Source organism: Variovorax sp. RA8 (assembly GCF_901827175.1).
GTDB lineage: Bacteria > Pseudomonadota > Gammaproteobacteria > Burkholderiales > Burkholderiaceae_C > Variovorax.
In genome coordinates this window covers 5103239-5126841 of sequence record NZ_LR594662.1, presented here as the reverse complement: position 1 = coordinate 5126841, position 23603 = coordinate 5103239, and the positions used below count along the sequence as shown (strand labels likewise).

The 23603-nt window shown below is 68.7% G+C and carries 22 protein-coding genes and 1 pseudogene; 14 read left to right on the top strand and 9 right to left on the bottom strand.

Going from position 1 to position 23603, the window contains the following annotated elements:
- Positions 1-30: 30 nt before the first annotated feature.
- Entirely contained in the window at positions 31-273 is a 243-nt protein-coding gene (locus tag E5P3_RS24175; protein ID WP_162588266.1) for a helix-turn-helix domain-containing protein, read from the top strand.
- Positions 274-276: 3 nt separating this feature from the next.
- Positions 277-1614 carry a type II toxin-antitoxin system HipA family toxin gene (locus E5P3_RS24170; RefSeq protein WP_162588265.1) on the top strand — a complete coding sequence of 446 codons (1338 nt, stop codon included), beginning with the start codon at positions 277-279 and terminating at the stop codon, positions 1612-1614.
- Positions 1615-2046: 432 nt separating this feature from the next.
- Here the strand turns inward: E5P3_RS24170 and E5P3_RS24165 are convergent, their stop codons facing one another.
- Both E5P3_RS24165 and E5P3_RS24160 read right to left on the bottom strand, forming a co-directional pair.
- The gene (locus E5P3_RS24165; RefSeq protein WP_162588264.1) at positions 2047-2886 is read right to left on the bottom strand and encodes a M23 family metallopeptidase; all 840 of its coding nucleotides are present in this window, start codon (positions 2884-2886) and stop codon (positions 2047-2049) included.
- A 4-nt stretch (positions 2887-2890) separates the two neighbouring features.
- Positions 2891-3034, bottom strand: a pseudogene (locus E5P3_RS24160) (RidA family protein); the annotation flags it as partial.
- A gap of 250 nt (positions 3035-3284) precedes the next feature.
- On the opposite strand from E5P3_RS24160, the gene E5P3_RS24155 reads away from it, so the two are divergent.
- Entirely contained in the window at positions 3285-4595 is a 1311-nt protein-coding gene (locus E5P3_RS24155) for an amino acid deaminase (protein WP_162588263.1), read from the top strand.
- A 130-nt stretch (positions 4596-4725) separates the two neighbouring features.
- Entirely contained in the window at positions 4726-5751 is a 1026-nt protein-coding gene (locus E5P3_RS24150; RefSeq protein WP_162588262.1) for a DUF2272 domain-containing protein, read from the top strand.
- A 19-nt stretch (positions 5752-5770) separates the two neighbouring features.
- On the opposite strand, the gene E5P3_RS24145 is transcribed toward E5P3_RS24150, so the two are convergent.
- Both E5P3_RS24145 and E5P3_RS24140 read right to left on the bottom strand, forming a co-directional pair.
- Entirely contained in the window at positions 5771-7186 is a 1416-nt protein-coding gene (locus E5P3_RS24145) for an FAD-dependent oxidoreductase (protein ID WP_162588261.1), read from the bottom strand.
- An 8-nt stretch (positions 7187-7194) separates the two neighbouring features.
- Complete coding sequence (locus tag E5P3_RS24140; RefSeq protein ID WP_162588260.1) at positions 7195-8175, bottom strand: tripartite tricarboxylate transporter substrate binding protein; 981 nt, start codon at positions 8173-8175, stop codon at positions 7195-7197.
- 127 nt (positions 8176-8302) lie between these two features.
- On the opposite strand from E5P3_RS24140, the gene E5P3_RS24135 reads away from it, so the two are divergent.
- Positions 8303-9202 (top strand): LysR substrate-binding domain-containing protein, encoded by a 900-nt coding sequence (locus E5P3_RS24135; protein WP_232073297.1) that lies wholly within the window; start codon positions 8303-8305, stop codon positions 9200-9202.
- Between the two features lie 51 nt (positions 9203-9253).
- On the opposite strand, the gene E5P3_RS24130 is transcribed toward E5P3_RS24135, so the two are convergent.
- Genes E5P3_RS24130 through E5P3_RS24110 form a run of 5 tightly spaced genes read right to left on the bottom strand, consistent with a single transcriptional unit; the run spans position 9254 to position 14138 of the window.
- On the bottom strand, positions 9254-10012 hold the full coding sequence (locus E5P3_RS24130; RefSeq protein ID WP_162588258.1) for an SDR family NAD(P)-dependent oxidoreductase: 759 nt from the start codon (positions 10010-10012) through the stop codon (positions 9254-9256).
- Positions 10013-10053: 41 nt separating this feature from the next.
- A complete protein-coding gene (locus E5P3_RS24125) occupies positions 10054-11106 on the bottom strand; it encodes a VWA domain-containing protein (protein WP_162588257.1) in 1053 nt (350 codons plus the stop codon).
- Positions 11103-12098 carry a DUF58 domain-containing protein gene (locus E5P3_RS24120; protein WP_162588256.1) on the bottom strand — a complete coding sequence of 332 codons (996 nt, stop codon included), beginning with the start codon at positions 12096-12098 and terminating at the stop codon, positions 11103-11105. The genes E5P3_RS24125 and E5P3_RS24120 overlap by 4 nt, the downstream gene beginning before the upstream one ends.
- Entirely contained in the window at positions 12079-13098 is a 1020-nt protein-coding gene (locus tag E5P3_RS24115; protein ID WP_162588255.1) for an AAA family ATPase, read from the bottom strand. The genes E5P3_RS24120 and E5P3_RS24115 overlap by 20 nt, the downstream gene beginning before the upstream one ends.
- A 41-nt stretch (positions 13099-13139) precedes the next feature.
- Entirely contained in the window at positions 13140-14138 is a 999-nt protein-coding gene (locus tag E5P3_RS24110; protein ID WP_162588254.1) for a S1C family serine protease, read from the bottom strand.
- A gap of 89 nt (positions 14139-14227) precedes the next feature.
- On the opposite strand from E5P3_RS24110, the gene E5P3_RS24105 reads away from it, so the two are divergent.
- From E5P3_RS24105 to E5P3_RS24065, 9 genes are all read left to right on the top strand, one after another.
- Positions 14228-15088: a TatD family hydrolase gene (locus E5P3_RS24105; protein ID WP_162588253.1), complete on the top strand. Its 861-nt coding sequence runs from the start codon at positions 14228-14230 to the stop codon at positions 15086-15088.
- A gap of 124 nt (positions 15089-15212) precedes the next feature.
- Positions 15213-15641: a hypothetical protein gene (locus tag E5P3_RS24100; RefSeq protein ID WP_162588252.1), complete on the top strand. Its 429-nt coding sequence runs from the start codon at positions 15213-15215 to the stop codon at positions 15639-15641.
- Between the two features lie 55 nt (positions 15642-15696).
- The gene (locus tag E5P3_RS24095) at positions 15697-16245 is read left to right on the top strand and encodes a DNA-deoxyinosine glycosylase (protein ID WP_162588251.1); all 549 of its coding nucleotides are present in this window, start codon (positions 15697-15699) and stop codon (positions 16243-16245) included.
- A complete protein-coding gene (locus tag E5P3_RS24090) occupies positions 16242-16991 on the top strand; it encodes a spermidine synthase (RefSeq protein ID WP_162588250.1) in 750 nt (249 codons plus the stop codon). The genes E5P3_RS24095 and E5P3_RS24090 overlap by 4 nt, the downstream gene beginning before the upstream one ends.
- Positions 16988-18778 (top strand): GspE/PulE family protein, encoded by a 1791-nt coding sequence (locus tag E5P3_RS24085; protein WP_162588249.1) that lies wholly within the window; start codon positions 16988-16990, stop codon positions 18776-18778. Before E5P3_RS24090 ends, E5P3_RS24085 begins: the two co-directional genes overlap by 4 nt.
- A gap of 122 nt (positions 18779-18900) precedes the next feature.
- The gene (locus E5P3_RS24080; RefSeq protein WP_162588248.1) at positions 18901-19389 is read left to right on the top strand and encodes a tripartite tricarboxylate transporter TctB family protein; all 489 of its coding nucleotides are present in this window, start codon (positions 18901-18903) and stop codon (positions 19387-19389) included.
- Positions 19390-19400: 11 nt separating this feature from the next.
- On the top strand, positions 19401-20915 hold the full coding sequence (locus E5P3_RS24075; RefSeq protein WP_162588247.1) for a tripartite tricarboxylate transporter permease: 1515 nt from the start codon (positions 19401-19403) through the stop codon (positions 20913-20915).
- Positions 20916-21000: 85 nt separating this feature from the next.
- On the top strand, positions 21001-21981 hold the full coding sequence (locus E5P3_RS24070) for a Bug family tripartite tricarboxylate transporter substrate binding protein (protein WP_443083264.1): 981 nt from the start codon (positions 21001-21003) through the stop codon (positions 21979-21981).
- Positions 21982-21985: 4 nt separating this feature from the next.
- Complete coding sequence (locus tag E5P3_RS24065; RefSeq protein WP_162588246.1) at positions 21986-23599, top strand: gamma-glutamyltransferase family protein; 1614 nt, start codon at positions 21986-21988, stop codon at positions 23597-23599.
- The last annotated feature ends 4 nt before the right edge of the window (positions 23600-23603 follow it).

The window sequence follows — 23603 nt, the reverse complement described above, 5'->3', positions numbered from 1 at the left end:
ATGCAGTGTGTTCGTCCCATGGGCAATGCCATGCGCCAAGTCCTCTCCACGCCCTCCCAGCTGGGCCCGCTCCTGAAATCCGCCCGCCGCGCGGCCGGCGTGCCGCAGACCGAGCTGGCCCGGCGCATGGGCATCAGCCAGAGTCGCATCTCGCACATGGAGCTCCACCCGGAATCGGTGAGCCTCGAGCAGCTGCTCGCACTCTTCGGCCTGCTCGGCATGGAGCTCATCGTCCAGTCCAGATCTGACGCGTCCCCGGCGCAGGAATGGTGAGCGATGGGCCGCCGGTCGCATTCGCAGGCCCTGTCGATCTGGGCCAACGGCGAGCGGGTCGGAGCGTGGCGCATCCCAGCGCGCGGCGAGCCCGAGCTCGTCTACGACCCCGCATGGATGGCTTCACCGGCCGGGCGCCCCCTGTCGCTGTCGCTTCCGCTGGTGACGGGCGGGCTCAAGGGCCAGGTCGTCAACAGTTATTTCGACAACCTGCTGCCTGACAGCCGCGCCATCCGCGAGCGCCTCGCCACGCGATTCGGGACGGCTTCCACCGACGCATTCGCGCTGCTGCGGGCCGTCGGGCGCGATTGCGTCGGCGCCATCCAGTTGCTCGCCGAAGACGAGGCACCCGCGGACCTCCGGCGGATCTCGGGAACACCGATGTCGCCTGTCGAAGTCGAGGCGCTGCTTCTTCAGACCGTGACGCCGGGCCGCCTCGGCGGCTTGCCAGGGGAGGAGGACGTGCTGCGCATCTCGCTCGCAGGCGCTCAGGAAAAGACCGCGCTCCTGTGGCACGACCAGCAGTGGATGCGGCCGCACGGCGCGACGCCGACAACGCACATCCTCAAGCTGCCGCTGGGGCTCGTGGGGCATCGCCAAGCGGACTTCAGCACCTCGGTCGAGAACGAATGGCTCTGCCTGAACATCCTGCAGGCGTACGGACTGCCGGTGCCCCGTTGCGCCATCCTCGGCTTCGGCGCGCAGAAAGTGCTGGCCGTCGAACGCTTCGACCGGCAGCTGCATTCTTCGGGAAGCTGGCTCATGCGCTTGCCGCAGGAAGACTTCTGCCAGGCGCTCGGCGTGCCCTCGCACCTGAAGTACGAAGCGGACGGCGGCCCGGGCCTGCTGGACCTGGCCACGATCCTGCGCCAATCGGTCAGAGCGCGCGAGGACCTGCGGACCCTGCTCGCGGCGCAGTTGATCTTCTGGATGCTCGCTGCACCCGATGGCCATGCCAAGAACTTCAGCATCCACCTGTTGCCGGAAGGGCGCTTCAGGCTCACGCCGCTCTATGACGTCATGTCCATTTGGCCGGTGGAGGGCTCGGGGCCCAACCAGTTCTCCCGCCATGACGCGACGCTGGCGATGGCCATGATCGGGAAGAACAAGCACTACCGAAGGTCGACCATCCGCAGGCGCCATTTCAATGCCACCGCGCGCCTGTGCGGATATGGCGCGGACGCCGAGGACATCGTCGGCTTCCTGCTCGACAGCACGCCCGGCGTCATCGCGCGCATGGAGGCGCAACTGCCAGCCGGCTTTCCGGCGAAGGTGGCGCAGCCCATCCTGCGCGGGCTCGCCGCGTCCGCAGCGGCGCTGGAGGCGATGCCCAGGGAGTAGGGGCCAAGCGCAGGCTCGATCGCACCGCTTCGCCGTCGGCCGCTCGGCCTTCAGGGCCTTCACGCGCCGTCGGGCGTGAAGATCTCGGTAATGCCGCAGGACGCGCATTGAAGAGAGATCGCCAGATTCGCATGACAAAAAGAGAGTTCTCGGCTCGACGACAGTCCGCCGCACCCAAAACAGAGAGCTCCCCCAATGAATAGAAGACCGCTGCATTGCCAGCGTATGCATCGACATCGCGCGCATCGATGCCATCCGATCGCCATGTATCGATGCCGGTCCTGTGCCGTGCAGTCTTCGCCGTTTGCCTGTGCGCCGCCGCGCTCGCAGGCCCGGACGATCCGGCAACCTTCGCTGGCTAAATTGCAGAGCGGCCGAGGGCCATCACTCGCCAAGGGGGCGAGCATGGCTGAACGAAAGCAACCGAGCTAGCTACAGGAATAGCGCAGGATCCACCATCGCCCGGTTCAGCATCACCGACCAGTGCAGATGCGGGCCCGTCACCCGTCCCGTGGCGCCCACCGCGCAGAAGCGCTCACCGGCCTTTACCGCTTCCCCCGTCTTCACATCAATCGCGCTCAGATGACAGTACATCGTGAGCAGCCCGCCCCCGTGATCGAGCCAGACGGTGCCGCCGTTGAAGAAGTAGTCGCCCGTGTCGATCACGCGACCCCCCAACGGCGCCTTCACCGGCGTGCCCGTGGCAGCCGCGATGTCCATGCCGCTGTGCGGATTGCGCTTCTCGCCGTTGAAGACGCGCCGCAGGCCGAAGGAACTGGAGCGCCGCCCCGGCACCGGGACCTGCATGCGCAGCTCGCCCAGGGGCAGGGGCTCACTGAAGGTGGCCATCACGCCCTGCAGGTGCGCGCGCTCGCGCTCGTAGCGAGCCATGTCCTCGGCCGAGAGGTCGACTTGGCCCGGCGCGACCTTGAGCTGCTGTTCGCGGTAGTGCTTGGGCGCGATGACGTAGGGCAGCTCTCGCGCACTGCCGTCCTCGCGCAGCACGCGGATGCGAGCCTCGCCAGGCTGCGCGGACAGCGGGATGCCCACCAGCGCGCTCCATTCGATGACATCGCCCAGCACCAGCAGCGGCACGTCATCCTCGGTGCGCGCCTGCGGACGGCGGGCGGCCGGGCCCAGCGAGAGCCGGGCCACGCCCCCGGGCACAAGCAAGTCGCGGGGCCATACCGCCCCTTCCTGGGCCGAGTGGGCAGCCGGCAGGGCCATCAGCCCGAGCGCGCCCAGCAGGGCATCGCGGCGCTTCAGGTGCATGGGCTCAGGCCTTCGGCTTGTAGGCCACAACGTCGATCTCGACCTTGGCGTCGACCATCAGCCGCGCCTCGGTGGTCGAGCGTGCCGGGAAGTTGCCGTTGAAGTAGCCCATGCCGAAGCGGTTGAAGGCACCGAAATCGCGCGCGTCCGACGCGTTGGGCGAGACGCCGAGGTATTCGAGCGGCATGGGAACTCCTGAGTTTGGAAAGGTTGGCGAAGAATCGGGCGAGTCGATTTCAGCGATCCTGGAAGAACCGGATGGCCTCCACCGCGGACTTGGCCGCACCATCATGCAGCATGTTTACGAGCCTCTCTATACCTCGACGCCGCGCCAAGCGTGGTGCCGATGTGCGATCGTGGGGCCATTTCACCGCCTGCATCCGCAAGGACCTGATCGCATGACCACCACTGACACCGCGCTTTTCGATCCGTACTTCGACGGCCGCTTCAAGGGCTATCCGCACACCCAGCCGCCCAGGCGCCGCAGCGAGATCGGCCAGGCCGGCTGGCATGTGCTGGCCGGCGACCTCCCGCTGCCGCTGGCCGTGCTCAAGCGCGAGGCGCTGGAGCACAACCTGGCCTGGATGCAGGCGCGCGTGCGGCAATGGGGCATCGACCTCGCGCCGCACGGCAAGACCACCATGTCGCCGCAGCTGTTCCGGCGCCAACTCGATGCGGGGGCCTGGGGGCTGACCTTCGCGACCGTCACGCAGCTCGCGATCGGCGTGGCGGCCGGCGCGCGCCGCACGCTGATCGCGAACCAGGTGGTGAACGACGAGGACCTGGCCGGCATCCAGCTGCTGCTGCACGAACACGCTGACCTGCGCGTGGTGTTCCTGGTCGATTCGCCGGCCCAGCTCGTGCTCATCGAGGATTGGGCCGGGCGCCATCACGAGAGCCTGCCCTTCGAAGTGATGGTGGAGATCGGCGTGGAGGGCGGACGCACCGGCTGCCGCACGCAGGAGGAGGCCATCGCGCTGGCCACCGCCCTTAACCGGAGCCCTGCGGTGCGCCTGGTGGGCATCGAGTGCTACGAGGGCCTGGCCGCCACGGGCGAGACCGGCCCCGACACCGCGTACGCCAATGCGCTGATGGACCGCGTCCAGTCCGTGGCGCGCCATTGCGATGCACAGGGCCTGTTCGAGGGCGACGAGGTGATCGTCTCGGCCGGCGGCTCGGCCATCTTCGACCTGGTGGCCTGCCGCCTGAAGCCGACGCTCAAGAGCAGCGTGCGCGGCATCCTGCGCTCGGGCTGCTACGTCACGCACGATCATGGCTTCTACAAGCGCATGCTCCGCGCAGTGGACCAGCGGCTGGGATGCGACTGCAAGGAAGGGGAGGGCGGGAGCCTGCGCCCTGCCATGGAGGTGTGGGCCACGGTGCAGTCGCGCCCCGAGCCCGGGCTTGCGATCCTCACGGTGGGCAAGCGCGACATCTCCTTCGACCTCTCGCTGCCCGTGCCCATCGCGCGCGCCCCGCGCGGCAGCCTGGTGCCCGAAGGCGTGCCAGCCGACTGGAAGATCACCGGCCTCAACGACCAGCACGCCTACCTGCGCTGGGACGATGCCGCTTCGCCGCGAGCGCCTGTTGTCGGCGACCGCATCGGCCTGGGTATCTCGCACCCCTGCACCACCTTCGACAAGTGGCACTGGATGCCAGTGGTGGAGGAGGACTATCGCGTGAGCGACGCGGTGTCGATGCATTTCTGATGGCCATGACGAACTCCCTGCTGCGGAAGGTGGTTGCCGTGCGCGGGGGCGCCTCGGCAACGCGCCGCTCCATCCTGACCTGATCGTGAGAAGGGCGCGTGCCGGCGGGCCCGCTAAAGTGCCGATCAGCATGCATGTCGCGCCCCGCCTTCTTCCCGCGTTTCGACGAGGCTTTGCAGGCGCGGCCGTCGCTCTGCTGGCTTTGTCCTCTCCGGCCGGCCGCGCCGGTTCGCTGTGCCTGGACACCGCGGCCCGGTCCGCATCGCCGCCACGCGCCCAAGCCCTGGCCGCGGCGGCCCGGCAGGAGCACGCAGCGTTCGGCGGCCAGGCACTCGATGCCGAAGGCCGGCTCATCGAATCGGGCTATTCCGAAGCCGAGGCGCTGCGCAGGCCGTCGCGCGTTCCGGCACCCTGGGAGCGCGTCATGGGCTACTGGCAGGCGGTCGATGCGCAGGACGGCCGGCTTCCCGCCCAGGTGAGGTTCGGCGCGTGGCTTCCGGCTGACCGCGGCCTGCTGCGGCAGGCGCTCGACCAGGCGACCGCGGCCCACCTGCAAGGCCTGGGCGTGGGGCCCGACCAAGGCTTGGCATCCCATGAGCTGCGCGCGCTGCAGACCGCCGTGGACCGAGTCGCCGTGATCGACACGCCCTGGTCCGCCGCCTTCGTCAGCTGGCTCGCGCGCGAGGCCGGGCTCGCGCCCCGGGAGTTCGCTTTCTCCGAAGCGCACGCCGACTACGCGGGTGCCGCGTGGCAGGCCGGGATCGACGAGGCGCAGGGCCGGGTCACGCCCTATGCCATGCGCGCCTGCGATCTCGCGCGCACGCCGCCGCGCATCGGCGACCTGGTCTGCCATGCACGCAGCGACGATGAGGGGCTCGCGGACTTCGAGGGCCTCGGCCGCTTCCTGGCCACGCGTCGCACCGGCGGTGCTGCATTGCCCATGCACTGCGACGTGGTGGTGGACGTGGGTGCCATGGGCTTCGACGCCATCGGCGGCAACGTGCTGCAGTCCGTCAGCCTGCGGCGCCTGGCCTTTGCGCCCGGCACCCGATTGCTCGACCCGAGCTACCGGCATGGCTGCGACGCCGGCGCACCGGCCTGCGTCGATCGCCACATGAGCCGGCAGCCCTGGTCGTTGCTGCTGCAATGGCGTTGAGGCGACCGGCGTGCCGCGATCAGGCGCGGGTCATCGCGGGCGACAGCATCGCCTGCGGCAGATACGCACCTGCCTCCCTCAATCGCTCCACCAGCACCTGCGTGTCCAGATCGCAAGCCGGCTGCCCGGTCGCGATCGACTGTGCCGCTGCCGACCCGGCCGCCTGCCCCATCATGTAGGCCGCCGACTGTGCGCGGATCGAGCCGTGCACCTTGGTGTCGCTCGAATGGCAGCGCCCCGCGACCCACAGGTTGTCGGAACCGCGCGGCACCAGGATGCTGTACGGGATGCCCACGCTGCCACCGCGGCCCAGGTTGTCCTTGCCGTGAAAGTCCTTCAGGAAGCGCTCGTACTCCGCCTTCGAGGTGTCGGTCGGATGCACGTCGGTCGGGCGGTTGTAGACCGCGATCTGATCGGCGAACTGGCGGCGGTTGCGGAAGTCCTCGATGCCGAGCTCGAACTCGCCGACGATGCGGCGCGAGTCCCGCACGCCCATGACCGGCGCAGTGGCCAGCAGCTCCAGGTCCCCGCAGCCGGGTACATACTTGCGATAGAACTCCAGGTACTCCACCGCGAGCTTGCGGCCGAACACCATGCCGTCGGAGAGGCTGCGGTTGGACAGCGGATTCAGGTTGAACACATGGCCGGCGTTCAGCGTGGCGGTGCGCTCGCCGATCTTGTTCATGCCGGGCATGAAGCGGTCCTCCTGCGTGAAGTGGCCGTCGGCGATGGCATGGGCAAGCAGCTCGGTCTTGGTGTGGTTCTTGACCTCATCGATGCCGCGCCAGTCGCTGCCATAGGCCGGATGGTCCCAGTGCATGCCGCCGAGCAGCGAGCACAGCGTGCTCGGCGCCACCGTCTCCGTGTCGCGCAGCACCACCTTGCATTCGGCGCCCGCGAGCGCGGCGAGCGCGGCGTCGCCGGTCGCGTCGACGAAGGTTCTCGCGCGCACATAACGCAGGCCCTCCACATTGCTCAGGACCACGCCATTGACACGCCGCCCGCTGGTGTCGGCCTCGATCACGCGCGTGAAGAAGCGCAGCTCCACGCCGGCCGACACCGCGAAGTCGTCGAGGATGCGCTTCAGGTGCTCGGGCTTGAATGGAACCCAGCGATTGAGCTGCGCGTTCAGGAACTCGGGCACTACGTGCGGGCCGAAGGCCTTCTGTGCCCACATGGTTTCGAGCAGCTCCTTCATGAAGCCGCCGACCAGCATGCGCTCGCCGTCGGCCACCGGCCCGAAGGACGCGACCAGGCCCGAGGTGCCCATGCCGCCCAGGCAGCCGGTCGCTTCGACCAGCAGGGTCTTGAGGCCTAGCCGCGCGCCGCACACGGCTGCCGCGGTGCCTGCTGGCCCGCCGCCTGCCACCACGAGGTCGTAGCTGTCGCCGGCCGGGATGCGGCGCGTGAAGGTATAGGTGTGGTCGTCGTTCATGGGTGATGTCAGTTGGTGGGTGTGCCGAGCGGTTTGGTGACTTCGGCGAAGCGCCGGATCTCGCTCTGGATGAAGGCCTTGAATTCGTCCGGTCCCTGCGGCGAGACTTCCACGCCCATCTCCGCCATGGCCTTGGCGACCTCGGGCATGGCAAGCACCGCCGCGATGTCGTCGGCCAGCCGCTGCGCGATCTCGCGCGGCACCCCGGCCGGCGCTGCGAAACCGGCCCAGTTGATCGCCTCGTAGCCCGGCAGCGTCTCGGCGATCGCCGGCCAGTCGGGGTAGAGCGGACTGCGCTTGGCGCTGGTCACGCCGAGCACCTTGAGCTGGCCGGCCTTGACGAAAGTCTCGGCCGAGCTGGCGACCGAGAAGCCCATCGGGAGCTGCCGGCCCACGATCTCGGTGTACATCTTGGCCGCGCCGTTGTAGGGCACATGCTGCAGCTGGATGCCGGCCATGTGGTTGAGCATCTCGCCGGCGAGCTGCGCCGAGGTGCCGATGCCGTTGGAGCCGAACGAGAGCTTTCCGGGCTGCTTCTTCGCCAGCGCGATCAGCTCACGGATGTTGCTGGCCGGGAAGTCGGCCGCGGCGACCAGCGCCACCGTGTAGTAGCCCACGCGCGCGATCGGCTGCAGGTCTGTCGCGCTGTCGTAGGGCAGGTCCTTGCGCTGCACGGCGTTGATGCTGAGCGAACTGCCGAGCAGGCCCAGCGTGTGGCCATCGGGCGCCGCGCGCGCGGTCGCCAGCGTGCCGATCACCACGCCGCCGCCGGGCTTGTTCTCGATGATGACCGACTGCTTCCAGCGCGCCTCCAGCCGTTCGCCGAGTACCCGCGCGAGCCGATCTGCCGCGCCACCGGGGGGCTGGGGCAGGTAGATGCGCACCGGCTTGCTCGGGAACCCCTGTGCGCGCAGCGAGGGGGCCAGGGCCATCAGTGCCGCGGCCTGCAGCAGGCGCCGGCGCGCAGGGCCGATGTTCGTCTTCGTCATGGCTCGTCTCCATCTCTTGTCTCTGCCCTTGCGGGGGGGGGGTACCTGCATTGTTCGGCGCGCACCGACGCTCGGCAAATGAAAAGACATGTCCATGCCTTAACCTTTGGTTATGAACCTGCGCCACATGGAAGTCTTCCGCGCCGTCATGCTCACCGGCAGCGTGGCTGGGGCGGCCGAGCTGCTGCACGTCTCGCAGCCGGCGGTGAGCAAGCTGCTCGCGCATGCGGCGCGCCAGAGCGGGTTGACCCTGTTCGAGCGCGTCAAGGGCCGCCTCGTGCCCACGCCAGAGGCGCAGCAGCTCCACGCCGAGATCGAGAGCCTCTGGCGCGGCGTCGAGCGCGTGCGCGACGTCTCGCGAACACTGGCCCGGCCCGAGAGCGGCACGCTGCGCCTGGCCGTCTCGGCCAGCCTGGCCTCGCACCTCACGCCGCGCGCGGTCGCCCTGCTCTACGAGCGCTTTCCGCTGCTCAAGACCCGCATCGAAGTCCTGGTGTCGCCCATCATGGTCGATGCGCTGCTCGACCATTCAGCCGATCTCGCGATCGGCCTGTTGCCCAACGAGCATCCCAATCTGGTGACCGTCAAGAGCTACGCCTGCGGCCTGGCATGCGTGATGCGCGAGGATCATCCGCTCGCCGCGAAGGCCCTGGTCACGCCTTCCGACCTGCGCGGCCAGCGCGTGATCACCTCGTCCGCCGGCACGCCCTACGGCCAGAGCCTGCACCGCGCCTACGGCAAGGCGGCCGCGCAACTGCGCCTGGATATCGAGGTGCGCTCCGCGACCACCGCATGCTGGTTCGCCCAGGCCGGCGCCGGCATCGCCGTCATCGATCGTGCCGCCGTTGCGGGCCAGTCGTTCACCGGTCTCGCGGTGCGGCCCTTCAAGAGCAGCGAACGGCTGGAGGTCCGCATCATCCGCAACCGGTACCGGCCGATGTCGGTGGTGCAGGGGGCCTTCTGCCAGGCATTCAACCGCGTGTGGGACGAGGCGCTCAAGACGTCCCCGCCGCGAATCCCGCGCTGAGTCCGAAGACGGCCCCGCGACTGCGATGTCGCCGCAGTCACAGTCACCGCGTCAGGCCGCGATCGAATAGCCCCCGTCGACGGGAATCGCGGTGCCCGTCACGAAATCGGAGGCGGGGCTCGCCAGGAAGACCGCGATGCCCGCCAGGTCCTCCGGCCCGCCCCAGCGCCCGGCGGGCGTGCGCGCGTTCACGCGATCCTCCAGGCCCTGCACCTGGGCGCGCGCGCCGTCGGTCAGCTCGGTGCGGATCCAGCCTGGCAGCACGGCGTTGACCTGGATGTTGTCGGGTGCCCAGGAGGCGGCCATGGCGCGCGTCAGCTGCACGATCCCGCCCTTGCTCGCGCCGTACGCCGGCGCATAGGGGGCGCCGAAGATCGACATCATCGAGCCGATGTTGATGATCTTGCCGCGGCCGGCCTTCTTGAGGTGCGGGTAGGCCGCGCGGCAGCACAGGAAGGCGCTGGTGAGGTTGGTGTCCATCACCTGGTGCCACTCGGACAGCGCGAGCTGGTCCACCGGCTTGCGCACGGTGGTGCCGGCGTTGTTGACCAGGATATCGAGCCGGCCGCAGCGCTCGGCCGCCTCTTCGACGAGGCGCTGCACGGAGGCCTCGTCGCTCACGTCCGCCGCCAGCGCGAAGCTGTCGCTGCCCAGGGCACGCAGGGCCTCGACCGCGGCGGCCGATTTTTCCGCATTGCGCGCCGCGATCACGACGCGGGCGCCGGCCTGCGCCAGGCCTTTCGCCATGCCCAGGCCGATGCCGCCATTGCCTCCCGTGACGAGCGCCGTCCTGTCTTTGAGGTCGAACATGCGGCGAGGGTCGTCCGGTTCCGGCATCCGCGCCGCACTCCTTACAGGATGCGGTTGAACCAGAGCAGAGAGAGCCCGGCCGACAGCAGCGCCAGCACCGCGGCACCGAGCGCGAACAGGGCCGAGATCTCGGTTTCCTTCTTCTCGACCGTGAGCCGCGAGCTCAGCGTGTTGTAGACCTTGGTGAGGTCGGCCGCGGTGCCCGCGTAGTAGTACTCGGCCTGCGTCTTGTTGGCGATGGCCTTGAGCGTTTCCTCGTCGAGGCGCACGCGCATCGACCAGCCTTCGAAGCCGATCGTCTCGCCGTCCACGGTGCCGATGCCCACCGTGTAGACGCGAACGCCGCGCTCGGCTGCGACCTTGGCCGCATCGAGCGGATCGACGCCGGTGGTGCGCTGGCCGTCGGTCAGCATGATGACGGCGGCCGAGGTGTAGGAGCCCGGCGCCACCGGCGTGAACTCCTTCGGCGGTGGCTTGCCGGCCTGGTCGAGGGGCACGCCACGCAACCGGTTGTTGTTGCTGCCCTGGGGGCCGAAGTTCGCGATGTCGATGCCGGCGTCCGGGAACAGCGTGGCGAGCGAGACGACGATGGCGTTGCCGGTGGCGGTGGCGCGCTGCAGCTGGAAGGAGTCGATCGCCTGGACCAGGTCCTCGCGGTTGGTGGTGGGCAGCTGCGCGACGTTGGCGCTGCCCGCGAAGGCGACGATGCCGACCTTCACGTGGCGCGGCAGGTCCTTCAGGAAGGCCTTGGCTGCTTCCTGCGCGGCCACCAGCCGGTTGGGCTGGACGTCGGCCGCGCGCATGCTGCCCGACACGTCCATCGCCAGGATGATGGTCTGCTGGTTGGAAGGCAGCACCACCACCGCCATCGGCCGCGCGGCGGCGATCAGCATCGCGACCATCGCCAGCAGGAACAGGAAGGGCGGGATGTGGCGCCGCACGCTCTGGCGCGCGCCCATCGCCTCGCGCACGATCGACAGGCTGGCATAGCGCAGCGCCAGCTTCTTCTTGCGCCGCATGAGCCAGATGTAGAGCAGCACCAGCAGCGGCACCGCGGCCAGGAGCCAGAGGAATTGAGGCCAGAGGAAGTTCATGCTGCCACCGCCTTGGGCTGGGACGAGCCGGCGCGCACGCGGCGCTTGCGCATGTCGGCAAAGCGCACGATCGCTTCCACCAGGTCGTCGTTGGTCGAGAGTTCGAGCGTGTCGACGCCGACCTTGGCCAGCGTCGCGCGCAAGGTGTTTTCGCGCTCGGTGGCAAGGCGGGCGAAGCGCTTGCGGAAACCGGCGTCGTGGGTGTCGACCCAGATCTGCTCGCCGGTCTCGGCGTCGGTTAGCGGCACCAGTCCGAGATCGGGCAGGTCGAGCTCGAGCGGATCGAACAGGCGCACCGCCACCACTTCGTGGCGCCGCACCAGCTGCGCCAGCGCGCGGTCCCAGCCGGGCTCGCTGAGGAAGTCGGACACCACGAACACGGTCGAGCGGCGCGGCATCAGCACGGCCGCGGACTTGAGCAGCTCGGCCAGGCGGGTCATGCCTTTCTGCCGCGGCTGGTCCTTTTGGTCGGCACGGCGTTCCATGGCGTGAAGCAGGTGAAGCACGTGGCGCCGGCCGGAGCGCGGCGGTATCACGGCTTCGACGTCGTTGCCGTAGACCAGCGCGCCCACCCGGTTGCCGTGCCGCGTGAGCAGGCGTGCGATCACGCCGACGAATCCGGCTGAGATCTCGCGCTTGGCCTTGCGGCCTGAGCCGAAGTCCACCGAGCGGCTCAGGTCGAGGATGAACCAGGCGGCCATCTCGCGGTCTTCGGTGAACACGCGCACATGCGGCGTCTGCAGGCGGGCGGTGACGTTCCAGTCGATGTGACGCACGTCGTCGTGGTGCTGGTACTCGCGCAGGTCCGCCAGGTCCAGGCCGGTGCCGCGCATCAGGGTGCGGTAGTCGCCCTGCAGCAGGCCGTCGAGCCGGCGGATCACGGTCCACTCGAGCCGGCGCAGCGCGCGCTCGGCGCCGCCGGCCGCGGCCTCGGCAGCCGCGAGCTGTTCGTCGTTGGCCGCTGGACGTCGGCTAGGCCACCAGTTTTTCATGTTCGAGCGGCTTGGCCGGCGGTGGCACGGCCCGCATGATGCGTTCGATCAGGCCGTCGGGCGTGAGCCCTTCCGACAGGCCCTCGTAGGACAGCGTCACGCGGTGCCGAAGCACATCGGGGACCAGGGCCGTCATGTCCTCGGGCAGCGCATAGCTGCGGCCCCGCAGGAGGGCCAGTGCGCGCGCGCCCTCCGTCAGGTTGATGCTGGCACGCGGGCTGGCGCCGTAGGTGATGAAGCGGCGCATGTCTTTCAGCCCATGGCGCTCGGGCGTGCGCGTGGCCGACACCAGCCGCACGGCGTACTGGATCAGCGAGGGATCGACGTACACCTGCCGCGCCTCGGCCTGCAGCGCCGCGAGCTGCTCGGTGCTTGCCACCGCGATGGCCTCGACCGCCGGGCCGATGACGCGCTCGACGATCACGAATTCTTCCTCGTCGGTCGGGTAATCGACCAGCACCTTCATCATGAAGCGGTCCACCTGCGCCTCCGGCAGCGGGTAGGTGCCCTCCGTCTCGATCGGGTTCTGCGTCGCCATCACCAGGAAAGGGCGCGGCACGCGGTGGGTCTCGCCGGCGATCGTGACCTGGCGCTCCTGCATCACTTCGAGCAGCGCGCTCTGCACCTTGGCGGGGGCGCGATTGATCTCATCGGCCAGCAGCAGGTTGGCGAACACGGGGCCGAGGGAGGTGCTGAATTCGCCGGTCTTCTGGTTGTAGATGCGCGTGCCCACCAGGTCGGCCGGCACCAGGTCGGGCGTGAACTGGATGCGCTTGAAGCGGCCGCGCACCGCATCGGCCAGGGTCTTCACGGTAAGGGTCTTGGCCAGGCCCGGCACGCCTTCCACCAGCAGGTGCCCACCTGCCAGCACCGCAACCATCACGCGCTCCAGGAAGCGGTCCTGGCCGACGACGACGCGCTTGACCTGGTAGAGGATCTGCTCCATCAGCTCGGCCGTGCTGGCGGAAGACGCGGGGGTCGATTCGGTCTCTGTGCTCATGCGGGGCTTTCTCTGTGTGCGGGGCCAGGAGGAAGGGCGTTTCAGAACGGCGGCGAACCAGCGGCCGAGGCGGCGTTCTCGATCGGGACCGCAAATCCGATGCCAATGAAGGTGCGCTGCTGGGTCGGGTTGAGGATCGCGGTGACGATGCCGAGCACCTCGCCGTTCATGTTGACGAGCGGGCCGCCCGAGTTGCCCGGGTTGGCGGCGGCGTCGAACTGGATCAGGTTGCCCAACTCCTGCTTGCCTTCGGGCGAGCGGAAGGAGCGCTTGAGGCCCGAGACCACGCCGGCGGAGACCGAGGGGCCGATGCCGAAGGGAAAGCCGACGGCTGCCACCTGGTCGCCGGGCTGCAGGTCGGCGGTCGAGCGCATCACGGCCGGGATCAGGTCGTCGGGCAGCTTCTGCGCCTGCAGCACCGCGAGGTCATTCTCCGGCTGCACGCCGGTGATGACGGCGGGCGCCTCGAGGCCGTCGGCAAAGGTGACCTTGATCTTCTCGGCGCCCGCGACCACGTGCAGGTTGGTGAGGATGATGCCCTTGTCGACGATCACCACGCCGGTGCCGACCCCGCGCTCGACCTCGCCGGGGGGCTCGTCCGCCTGCGCCTCCGGCGGCTTGCCCTTGGCCAGGTTGCGGCCCTGCTTCTGGGTCTGCGCCTCGGGCGTCTTCTTCTCGGGACCATAGCCCACTACGCGCACCACGGAGGGGCGGATGATGTCCGCGGCCTTGGCGGCCGGCGAGGGCAGGGTGGCAGTCTGCAGCGTGCGCAGCACGGCGGCGTCGATGTCCTTCTGCGTGTACTGGCGGATGTTCTGGCGCGGCCACAGGGCGAGGCTGGTGGCGGCCGAGCCGACTGCGAGAGCGAGCAGCAGCGCGAAGCTGCGGCGTCCGGGCTGCCAGCGCGACCTGGCGGCAGGCGCAACGGCCGGAGCCGACGCGTCGCCGGGCGTCCCGTCGGGCTGCTGCGGCGTCCCGGCATCTGCCGCGTCATCGAGCGGCGTGCGGGGCGAGCGACTGTAGAAAGCTGGCCTGCGCATCGGGACACCTCCGGCTAAAAAAGTCACGCGTGAGCAGGCACGGTAGCACGCTTTCCGCGCCTGTGCATACGTTCGGGCATCATCCGCCGATGGCTGTCTTCGTCGATACCCATTGCCACCTCGATGCGCCGGAGTTCGGCGGCGAGATGCCCGTGGTCCGTGCGCGCGCGGCGCAGCGCAACGTGGCCCTGTGCGTGATTCCCGCGGTGGAGGTCGCCAATTTCGCAAGCGTGCGCGAGCTCGCGCATGCGCAGGACGACGCCTACGCGCTCGGCATCCATCCCATGTGCACGGGCGAGGCGAGGGACGAGCACCTGGCGCAGCTCGATGCCGAACTCGCGGCCCGGCGGGACGACCCGCGGCTGGTCGCGGTGGGTGAGATCGGGCTCGACTTCTTCGTGCCTGGGCTCGACGCCGACAAGCAGGCACACTTCTTTCACACTCAGTTGCAGCTCGCGCGCAAGCACGGGCTGCCAGTGATCATCCATGTACGCCGTTCGGTGGACCAGGTGCTCAAGCATCTGCGCCAGGTCGGGCCCGAAGGGAACTGGCTCGGCATCGCCCATGCCTTCAACGGCAGTGCCCAGCAGGCGCAGGCCTGTCTCGCGCTCGGGCTCAAGCTGGGCTTCGGCGGTGCGCTGACCTTCGAGCGTGCGCTGCAACTGCGCCGCCTCGCGACGGAGCTGCCGCTCGAGGCGATCGTGCTCGAGACCGATTCGCCCGACATCCAGCCCCAGTGGCTCTATCGCACGCAAGCGCAGCGCGCAGCGGGCCAGCCCCAGGGCCGCAACGAGCCGGGCGAGCTGCCGCGCATCGCCGAGGTGCTGGCGGGCCTGCGCGGCATCGCGCCCGAGGTGCTGGCCGAAGCCACCACGCGCAACGCGATGTCGGCGCTGCCGCGTCTGTCGGCGCTGATCGGGGCGTCGGCGGATCGCCGGCGAAGCGCGTAGGCCGATGGCGCATATTGCGCAAACGAGGCTTCGGGCGCGCTTTTGGTGTCATCCTTGCTGTTGGAGTGGCCGTTGCAAGACGGTGGCAAGTTCGTCACTCCAACATCCACAAGGAGCTTTCCCCATGAAGACATCATCGATTCGCTGGTTGCCCGCCGCGCTGGCGCTGGCGCTGGCCTCCATCGGCCTCTCGGCAGCCGCGCAGACCCAGACTCAGCCGAGCGCACAGCCGAGCACGGTCGAGAAGGCGGAGAACGCAGGCGAGAAGACCTGGGATGCCACGAAGAGCGGCACCAAGAAGGCCGTGAAGGCGACGGAGAGCGGCACCAAGAAGGCCTGGACAGGCACCAAGAAGACGACCAAGAAGGCCTGGAACGCCACCAAGAGCGGCACCGCGAAGGCTGCGGATGCGACAGGGAATGTCGCCAGCAAGGCCGGCACCGCCGTGAGCAACACCGCCGGCGCTGCTGCCGACAAGACGCGTCAAGTGGGCGACAAGATCGGCGAGAAGATCCCGGGCACGCCCCAGAACGAAGCTGTGAAGAAGCCCTGACCCGCTTCCCGGCGCCTACGGAAAACCCGCCAGCGGCGGGTTTTTTTTTACTTCTATGCTCACGAGCGTGACGAATCGACCCGACGGCTACCCGTACCAAGCGCAAGCCGTGCTGACCGGCTTGGCGCCCATCGTGTCGGAAGCGACTGTGCTGTTGATTCTCGGCAGCTTTCCGGGCGCCCGGTCGATCGCGCAGCAGCAGTATTATGCGCACCCGCAAAACCAGTTCTGGAGAATCTTGCAAGCCATCTGGCCCGACAGCCCGCTGCCCATGGGGCCTGACAGCTATCAAAAGCGTAGCGAATGGCTGCTCGCGCGCGGGCTCGGCGTGTGGGACGTGTACGGGCGCTGCAGGCGCGAGGGCAGCCTCGATGCGGCGATCCGCGACGCCGTGCCGAACGACATCGCCAGCCTGCGCCTGCCGGCCCTGGCCGCCATCGCGCACAACGGCGGCGAGAGCTTCAGGCATGCGCGGCACACGCGCACGCTGGGTGTGCCGGTCCATCGCCTGCCCTCGTCAAGCCCGGCGCATGCATCCTGGAACTTCGATCGCAAGGCGGCGGCATGGCGCGAGGTGATCGCGCAGCACCTGCCCGTCCCATGAAGCGCGCCTTGCCCGAGGTCAACTTCTCCGACTTCGGGGATGTGCGCTACCTGCACCTGGGCACCGAATGGGTCCAGGGCTCGATGAAGCTGGACGCGCCCTTCGAGATCGAGCTCGAGTACGTGCAACGCATGATGGCCTGGCTGCTCTTCGTCGACCCGGCCGAGGTGGCAAAGCGCCACGCCATGCAGCTGGGACTGGGCGCAGCCAGCCTCACCAAGTTCAGCCGCAAGGCGCTGCGCATGCGCACCACCGCGATCGAGCTCAACCCGCAGGTGGTGGCGGCCTGCCGCGGCTGGTTCAAGCTGCCGGCCGACGACGCCAAGCTGCGCGTGGTGGTGGCCGATGCGCAGACCGAGATCCGCAAGCCGGCGTGGCAGGGCACGGTCGATGCGCTGCAGGTCGACCTCTACGACCACGAGGCCGCGGCGCCCGTGCTCGACAGCGAGGACTTCTATGCCGACTGCCGCCGGCTGCTGACCGAGGACGGCTGCATGACGGTCAATCTCTTCGGCCGCTCCTCGAGCTACGAGCGCAGCGTCGAGAAGATCGCCGCCGCATTTGGCGAGAAAGCGCTGTGGACCTTCCGGCCGACGCGCGAAGGCAACACCATCGTGCTGGCCCAGCGCAGCCCGAGCAGGCCCAAGCGCCCGGCGCTTGCCGAGCGCGCCCAAAGCATCCAGACTCGCTGGGGCCTGCCCGCGCCCAAGTGGCTGCGGGTGTTCAAACCGATTGCTGATCGATGAGCGCCCTGACCTCTCCCGCCTCCGCTTCCGCGCCCCGCCCCGAAGGGCCGCTCAACCTGCGGCACCTGATCGAGTGGCTTGCGAAGGACGGCGTGATCTCGCCCGAGGAGGCCAAGCGCACGATGGCGCGCTGCGCCCAGGCCGAGAGCCGCCAGCCGCCGCTGGTGCGGCTGGCCAATGTCGCGATGACGCGCCGGGGCGATGGCAAGCCGCTCGACCTGGAGATGCTGAGCGAATGGCTGGCGGGCCGCGCCGGGCTGGCGTACCTGCGGATCGACCCGTTGCGCGTCGACGTCGGCAAGGTGGCCGACACCATGAGCGCCGCCTATGCCGAGCGCCACAAGGTGCTGCCGGTGCAGGTCACCCCGGCGGAGGTGGTGGTGGCGACGGCCGAGCCCTTCCTCACGGACTGGATCGCCGAGGTGGAGCGGCAGGCCCGCCGTCCGGTTCGGCGCGTGGTCGCGAACCCGACCGACATCCAGCGCTACACGGCCGAGTTCTTCTCGCTGGCCAAGTCGGTGCGCGCGGCGCAGAAGGCCGGCGGCAGCGCGGGCGGCGCGAGCTTCGAGCAACTGGTAGAGCTGGGCAAGAGCAACAAGCAGCTCGACGCCAACGACCAGAGCGTGGTGCAGGTGGTCGACTGGTTGTGGCAGTACGCCTTCGACCAGCGCGCCAGCGACATCCACCTGGAGCCGCGGCGCGACCAGGGCGTGATCCGCTTCCGCATCGATGGCGTGCTGCACCCCGCCTACCAGATGCCGATGGGCGTGATGAACGCGATGGTCTCGCGCATCAAGCTGCTGGGCCGCATGGACGTCGTCGAGAAGCGCCGGCCTTTGGACGGCCGCATCAAGACCCGCAACATGCGCGGCGACGAAGTCGAAATGCGGCTTTCGACGCTGCCCACCGCCTTCGGCGAGAAGATGGTGATGCGCATCTTCGACCCCGACACGGCGGTCAAGGACCTCGATGCGCTGGGCTTCGCGCAGCACGACGCGCAACGCTGGGAGCAGCTGGTGACGCGGCCGCACGGCATCATCCTGGTGACGGGGCCGACCGGTTCGGGCAAGACGACGACGCTCTATTCGACGCTCAAGCGGGTGGCGACGGAGGAGGTCAACGTCAGCACCATCGAGGACCCGATCGAGATGATCGAGCCCTCCTTCAACCAGACGCAGGTGCAGCCGCAACTGGACTTCGGCTTCACCGAGGGCCTGCGCGCGCTGATGCGGCAGGACCCGGACATCATCATGGTGGGCGAGGTCCGCGACCTCGCCACCGCCGAGATGGCAGTGCAGGCCGCGCTCACCGGCCACCTGGTCTTCAGCACCCTGCACACCAACGACGCGCCCAGCGCGATCACGCGGCTGATGGAGCTGGGCGTGCCCAACTACCTGATCAACGCCACCATGCTCGGCGTGCTGGCGCAGCGCCTGGTGCGCACGCTCTGCCCGCACTGCAAGGCGCCCGACGAGAGCGTCACGCGCGAGCAGCTCGGCGCCTTCGTCAAGCCCTGGCAGATCACCGGCTCGGTGCGTGCCTACAAGCCGGTCGGCTGCGTCGATTGCCGCATGACGGGCTACCGCGGCCGCATGGGCCTCTACGAGCTTCTCACCGTGAGCGAGCCTTTCAAGACGCTGGTCGACAAGGAACCCAACGTAGCGGCGCTGCGGCACCAGGCCGTGGTCGACGGCATGCGGCCGCTGCGCCTGGCCGGTGCGCTGCGCGTGGCCGAAGGGCTGACCACGGTGGACGAAGTGCTGAGCGCCACCCCGCCGCTCGAGTAGTGCGACCTGCACGGCCGTCCCTCCGGAGTAACCCTAACCTCACGCTAGGTGGTATCCACATCGATCCTGACCGGTAGCTGACCCCACAATCCGCTGTTCGAAATCTTTCGAGGGGACAGTTCGTGAAAATCAAAAGTCAGAAGGACTTTTTCGCGGGTCTGATGTTCACCATCGTCGGCATTGCCTTCGCATGGGGAGCGACGACCTACAGCGTGGGCACCGGTGCCCGCATGGGGCCCGGCTACTTTCCGTTGATGCTGGGCATCCTGCTGGGCATCCTGGGGATCATCGTCATCTTCACCTCGCTGGTCATCGAGACGGTGGACGGTGAACCGGTCGGCAAGATCGCCTGGCGTCCGCTGGCCTTCATCATCGGCTCCAACCTGATCTTCGGCATCCTGCTCGGTGGCCTGCCCAGCATCGGGCTTCCTGCCATGGGGCTGATCGCCGCCATCTACGCGCTGGTGCTGGTCGCGGGTCTCGCGGGCGAGCACTACAGCCTCAAAGCAAGCCTGGTCCTCGCCACCATCCTGGCGGTGGGCAGCTATGTCGCCTTCGTGGTTCTGCTCAAGCTGCAGTTCCAGGTCTGGCCCACCTTCATCACCGGCTGAGAGCGACTGCCATGGATCTCATCAACAACCTGACCATCGGCTTCACGGCGGCCTTCACGCTGCAGAACCTGATCTACGCCTTCGTCGGCTGCCTGCTGGGCACGCTGATCGGCGTGCTGCCGGGCATCGGCCCGGTCGCCACCATCGCGATGCTGCTGCCGGCCACCTATGCACTGCCGCCGGTGGCCGCGCTGATCATGCTGGCCGGCATCTACTACGGCTCGCAGTACGGCGGCTCCACCACCGCCATCCTGGTCAACCTGCCGGGCGAATCGTCATCGGTGGTGACCGTGATCGACGGCCACCAGATGGCCAAGCAGGGGAGGGCCGGTCCAGCGCTCGCGGCGGCCGGCCTGGGCTCCTTCTTCGCCGGCTGCGTGGGCACGCTCATCCTGGCTGCCTTCGCGCCGCCGCTGACCGAGCTGGCCTTCAAGTTCGGCCCGGCCGAATATTTCTCGCTGATGGTGCTGGGCCTGATCGGCGCCGTCGTGCTGGCCTCGGGCTCGCTGCTCAAGGCGATCTGCATGATCGTGCTGGGCCTGCTGATCGGCCTGGTCGGCACCGACGTGAACTCGGGCGTGGCGCGCTACAGCTTCGACATCCCGGAGCTGACCGACGGCATCGGCTTCATCGTGATCGCGATGGGCGTGTTCGGCTACGGCGAGATCATCTCCAACCTGGCACGGCCCGAGGAGGAGCGCCAGGTCTTCACCGCCGAGGTGCATGGCCTCTGGCCGACCAAGGCCGACTTCAGGAACGGCTTCCCCGCCGTGCTGCGCGGCACGGCGCTGGGCTCCTCGCTCGGCATCCTGCCCGGCGGTGGCGCGCTGCTGTCGGCCTTCGCGGCCTACACGCTCGAGAAGAAGATGAAGCTCAAGGCGGGCGAGGTTCCCTTCGGCAAGGGCAACATCCGCGGCGTCGCCGGCCCGGAGGCGGCCAACAACGCCGGCGCGCAGACTTCCTTCATCCCGCTGCTGACGCTCGGCATTCCGCCGAACCCGGTGATGGCGCTGATGGTGGGCGCGATGACCATCCACAACATCCAGCCCGGCCCGCAGGTGATGACCAGCAACCCGGAGCTCTTCTGGGGCCTGATCGCGTCGATGTGGATCGGCAACCTGATGCTGATCATCCTGAACCTGCCGCTGATCGGCATCTGGATCAAGCTGCTGTCGATTCCCTACCGCTGGCTGTTCCCGGCCATCGTGCTGTTCTGCGCGATCGGCGTGTACTCGACCAACAACAACACCTTCGACGTCTGGATGGTCGCGATCTTCGGCATCGTGGGCTACTCGTTCATCAAGTTGGGCTGCGAGCCGGCGCCGCTGCTGCTGGGGCTCATCCTGGGACCGATGATGGAAGAGAACCTGCGGCGCGCGCTGCTGCTGTCGCGCGGCTCGTGGAGCGTGTTCGTCACGCGGCCGATCTCGGCCGGGCTGCTGGTCGCTGCTGCGTTGATGGTGGTGATCGTGCTGCTGCCCGCAGTCAAGTCGAAGCGCGAGGAAGCCTTCGTCGAGGTGGACTGAGCCTCCCGGCTTCGCCAAGCGGCGCCTTCGGGCGCCGTTTTTGCTTTTGAACGCCCCCGACGCCGAAGCCTCAGAATCTGATCCCATGAAACTGAAAAGGTCCTCCCTTCTTCGTGCCGGCGCCCTGGCGCTGTGCGCGACCGCATGGCCCGCCGCCTTCGCGCAGCAGGCCTACCCGAACAAGCCGATCCGCCTGGTCGTGCCTTTCCCGGCCGGCGGCGCCACCGACCTCTTCGCGCGCACCCTGTCGCAGAAGATGGGCGAGAAGCTGGGCGCCACGCTGGTGATCGACAACAAGCCGGGCGCCGGCGGCGCGATCGGCTCCGACCTCGCGGCCAAGGCGCTGGCCGACGGCTATACGCTGCTGCTGGCCACCACCAGCACGCATTCGATCGGGCCCGCGATCAACCCGAAGCTGCCGTACGACACGGTGCGCGATTTCGCGCCCATCGCGCATGTGGGCGACGCGCCCAGCATCATGCTGGTGCCCAACAGCTCGCCGGCGAAGACGGTTCGCGAATGGATCGAGTACGCGAAGAAGAACCCCGGCAAGCTCAACTACGCCTCCAGCGGCAACGGCACCATCGTGCAGCTCACGGCGGAGCTCTTCAAGTCGCAGGCCGGTGTGTTCGTCACCCACATTCCGTACAAGGGTACGGCGCTCGCGATCCCCGACCTGATCAGCGGCAAGGTGGACGTGCTCTTCGACGCGCTGCCCACCGGCATGCCGCACGTGCGCGACGGCCGCCTGCGCGCGCTGGGCGTGACCTCGCTGCAGCGCAGCCCGCTGGCACCCGAGCTGCCGGCCATCGCCGACGTACTGCCGGGCTTCGAGTCGAACACCTGGTTCGGCCTCTACGGGCCGAAGGGGCTGCCGGCCGATCTCGTGGCGCGCGTTAATGCCGCGGCCAACGAGGCGGTGAGCGATCCGGAAGTGCGCGACAAGCTTTCCAGGCTGGGCATCGCGCCGGCCACCGGAACGCCCGCGCAGTTCGCGGCGATGGTGGCGCAGGACGCCGCCAAGTGGAAGAAGATCATCATCGAACGCAAGATCATCAGCGACTGAAGCCATGAAATTCGACTACGCCAACCCCTACACCTCCACCCGCATCCCCGTCTTCGCCCGCAACGTCGTCTCGACCTCGCATCCACTCGCCGCCCAGGCCGGCCTGCGCATCCTGCAGCAGGGCGGCAACGCGGTCGATGCGGCCGTCGCGACCGCGGCCGTGATGACCCTGGTCGAGCCCGTGAGCAACGGCCTGGGCAGCGATGCCTTCTGCATCCTCTGGGACGGCGAGAAGCTGCATGGGCTCAACGCCTCCGGCTGCTCGCCGGCCGCGTGGACGCCCGAGTACTTCCAGCGCAAGTACGGCAAGGACGCCAGGACGCCGCCGCAGCGCGGCATCGATTCGGTCACGGTGCCCGGCGCCGTGGGCAGCTGGGTCGCGCTGTCCGAGCACTTCGGCAAGCTGCCCTTCGAGGACCTGATGGCGCCGGCCATCGAGATCGCCGAGCGCGGCTACCTCGTGCCGCCGGTGGTGCAGCAGAAGTGGGCCGCCGCCACGCCGATCCTGCAGTCGCAGCCCGGCTTCGGCGAGGCCTTCCTGCCCTGGGGGCGTGCGCCCGAGGTCGGCGAACTGTTCCGCTTTCCGGCCGCGGCCCGCGCGCTGAAGGCCATCGCCGACACCAAGGGCGATGCCTTCTACAGCGGCGAGATCGCCGAGGCGCTGGAGAAGTTCTCAGGCGCCAACGGCGGCAGCCTCAAGGTGCGCGACCTCGCGAACTGGAAGCCCGAGTGGGTGGCGCCGATCGCGCAGGACTACCGCGGCTACACCGTGCACGAGATGCCGCCGAACGGCCAGGGCATCGCGGCGCTGATCGCGCTGGGCATCCTGCAGAACTTCGACATGGCCTCGATGCCGGTCGACTCGGTGGCTTCGCAGCACCTGCAGATCGAGGCGATGAAGCTGGCCTTCGCCGACACCTACCGCTATGTGTCGGACCCCTCGTCGATGGAGGCGTCCCCGCTGCAAATGCTCGATGGCGCGTACCTCGCCTCCCGTGCCAGACTCATCGACGTGAACAAGGCGCAGGACTTCAAGGCCGGCAACCCGATCAAGGGCGGCACGATCTACCTCACCGCGGCCGACGAGAGCGGCATGATGGTGAGCTTCATCCAGAGCAACTTCATGGGGTTCGGCTCCGGCTGCGTGGAGCCGACCTTCGGCATCAGCCTGCAGAACCGGGGCCACGGTTTCAGCCTGGACGCCAAGAGCCCCAATGTGGTGGAGCCGCGCAAGCGCCCCTTCCACACCATCATTCCTGCCTTCCTGACGAAGGACGGGCAGCCGGTGATGAGCTTCGGCGTGATGGGCGGCAACATGCAGCCGCAGGGCCACATGCAGACCCTGGTCCGCATGCTGGACCATGGCCAGAACCCGCAGGCCGCGTGCGACGCGCCGCGCTGGCGCTTCAACCAGGGGCTCGAGATCAACGCCGAAGCGGCGATGAAGCCGGAACTCGTGCAAGGCCTCGGCGCGCTCGGCCACAAGGTCGAGGTGATCAACGATTCCTACCAGGACTTCGGCGCCGGCCAGTTCATCTGGCGCGCGGGCGAGCCGGCAGTCGAAGGCTATGTGGCCGCGAGCGACGCTCGCCGCGACGGCCTCGCTGCCGGATTCTGATCGC

What these genes read in the sequence shown, in the direction of transcription:
- E5P3_RS24065 (WP_162588246.1), top strand. Translation starts at nt 21,986, where the DNA reads ATGAAATTCGACTACGCCAACCCCTACACCTCCACCCGCATCCCCGTC.
- E5P3_RS24100 (WP_162588252.1), top strand. Translation starts at nt 15,213, where the DNA reads ATGAAGACATCATCGATTCGCTGGTTGCCCGCCGCGCTGGCGCTGGCG.
- E5P3_RS24140 (WP_162588260.1), bottom strand. Translation starts at nt 8,175, where the DNA reads ATGACGAAGACGAACATCGGCCCTGCGCGCCGGCGCCTGCTGCAGGCC.
- E5P3_RS24085 (WP_162588249.1), top strand. Translation starts at nt 16,988, where the DNA reads ATGAGCGCCCTGACCTCTCCCGCCTCCGCTTCCGCGCCCCGCCCCGAA.
- E5P3_RS24155 (WP_162588263.1), top strand. Translation starts at nt 3,285, where the DNA reads ATGACCACCACTGACACCGCGCTTTTCGATCCGTACTTCGACGGCCGC.
- E5P3_RS24150 (WP_162588262.1), top strand. Translation starts at nt 4,726, where the DNA reads ATGCATGTCGCGCCCCGCCTTCTTCCCGCGTTTCGACGAGGCTTTGCA.
- E5P3_RS24105 (WP_162588253.1), top strand. Translation starts at nt 14,228, where the DNA reads ATGGCTGTCTTCGTCGATACCCATTGCCACCTCGATGCGCCGGAGTTC.
- E5P3_RS24165 (WP_162588264.1), bottom strand. Translation starts at nt 2,886, where the DNA reads ATGCACCTGAAGCGCCGCGATGCCCTGCTGGGCGCGCTCGGGCTGATG.
- E5P3_RS24075 (WP_162588247.1), top strand. Translation starts at nt 19,401, where the DNA reads ATGGATCTCATCAACAACCTGACCATCGGCTTCACGGCGGCCTTCACG.
- E5P3_RS24095 (WP_162588251.1), top strand. Translation starts at nt 15,697, where the DNA reads ATGCTCACGAGCGTGACGAATCGACCCGACGGCTACCCGTACCAAGCG.
- E5P3_RS24130 (WP_162588258.1), bottom strand. Translation starts at nt 10,012, where the DNA reads ATGTTCGACCTCAAAGACAGGACGGCGCTCGTCACGGGAGGCAATGGC.
- E5P3_RS24175 (WP_162588266.1), top strand. Translation starts at nt 31, where the DNA reads ATGCGCCAAGTCCTCTCCACGCCCTCCCAGCTGGGCCCGCTCCTGAAA.
- E5P3_RS24115 (WP_162588255.1), bottom strand. Translation starts at nt 13,098, where the DNA reads ATGAGCACAGAGACCGAATCGACCCCCGCGTCTTCCGCCAGCACGGCC.
- E5P3_RS24145 (WP_162588261.1), bottom strand. Translation starts at nt 7,186, where the DNA reads ATGAACGACGACCACACCTATACCTTCACGCGCCGCATCCCGGCCGGC.
- E5P3_RS24120 (WP_162588256.1), bottom strand. Translation starts at nt 12,098, where the DNA reads ATGAAAAACTGGTGGCCTAGCCGACGTCCAGCGGCCAACGACGAACAG.
- E5P3_RS24125 (WP_162588257.1), bottom strand. Translation starts at nt 11,106, where the DNA reads ATGAACTTCCTCTGGCCTCAATTCCTCTGGCTCCTGGCCGCGGTGCCG.
- E5P3_RS24110 (WP_162588254.1), bottom strand. Translation starts at nt 14,138, where the DNA reads ATGCGCAGGCCAGCTTTCTACAGTCGCTCGCCCCGCACGCCGCTCGAT.
- E5P3_RS24170 (WP_162588265.1), top strand. Translation starts at nt 277, where the DNA reads ATGGGCCGCCGGTCGCATTCGCAGGCCCTGTCGATCTGGGCCAACGGC.
- E5P3_RS24070 (WP_443083264.1), top strand. Translation starts at nt 21,001, where the DNA reads ATGAAACTGAAAAGGTCCTCCCTTCTTCGTGCCGGCGCCCTGGCGCTG.
- E5P3_RS24135 (WP_232073297.1), top strand. Translation starts at nt 8,303, where the DNA reads ATGGAAGTCTTCCGCGCCGTCATGCTCACCGGCAGCGTGGCTGGGGCG.
- E5P3_RS24090 (WP_162588250.1), top strand. Translation starts at nt 16,242, where the DNA reads ATGAAGCGCGCCTTGCCCGAGGTCAACTTCTCCGACTTCGGGGATGTG.